The organism is Kitasatospora nipponensis, assembly GCF_039528135.1.
Classification (GTDB): domain Bacteria; phylum Actinomycetota; class Actinomycetes; order Streptomycetales; family Streptomycetaceae; genus Kitasatospora; species Kitasatospora nipponensis.
Genome location: NZ_BAAALF010000644.1, coordinates 1 through 799, shown reverse-complemented (window position 1 = coordinate 799; position 799 = coordinate 1). Strand labels below are relative to the sequence as shown.

Here is a 799-nt window from a genome sequence, read left to right as displayed (position 1 = left end):
ACCGCTGGGGCGAACAGGCCACCGTCCGGTTCCGCCGCCGCCACCGCGGTCGGCGGGCCCGCCGCCAGGCCCGCCGCCGCCAGGGGTGCCACCAGTACCGCGCGCAGCGGTACCCCGATCCCGTTCATCCGGCTCTCCTCCCGGCCACCGGCCCGGCCGGGCCGCACCGGCCGTCACCATCTCTGATGGTCCGTCAGAACGGTGGTCGGATCACGAACGACACTCCGCCCGGCGCCCTCGGCCTGCCGGGTCAGGTGACTCTCCGTAGTGGAAAGGAGAGTGCAACCCCCCTCTTTCGGATCCTCGACGGGGGTTGAATACCAGCTATTGGTCAAAGGTCGGTCAAGTGTATTAATGATCCCTTTTTCGTCCGGTACAGTTTCCGTATGGGACATCGTGAGGATCTGCTGGAGGGCGCCAAGCGGTGCCTTATCGAAAAGGGTTACGGCCGTACGACCACCAGAGACATCGTCGCGGCTTCCGGGGCCAACCTGGCCTCCATCGGTTACCACTACGGGTCGAAGGAGGCGCTGCTCAACGCCGCTCTCCTGGAGGCACTGGACGACACCGGTGGGGAGTACCAGCCGACCTCGGTCGAGGACCCGAGGCCCGGCGCCGACCCGCTGGAGCGGTTCGAGGCGGCCTGGGCTCAGATCGTCGAGAAGTACACCACGCGCCGGCAGCTGCTGCTGGCCAGCTTCGAGGTGTTCGCGCAGGTGGACAGGGTTCCCGAGTTGCGGGCGGCACTGGCCGACGGCATCCAGCAAGGGCGCGAGTCGATGGCCGAGCTGTTCCAGAG

The 799-nt window shown here is 67.6% G+C and carries 1 protein-coding gene; it reads left to right on the top strand.

Annotated elements, in window-relative coordinates; all coding sequences use genetic code 11:
* Positions 1-386: 386 nt before the first annotated feature.
* The coding region (locus tag ABD323_RS42455) for a TetR/AcrR family transcriptional regulator (protein WP_344447398.1) at positions 387-799 on the top strand (413 nt) is incomplete at its 3' end.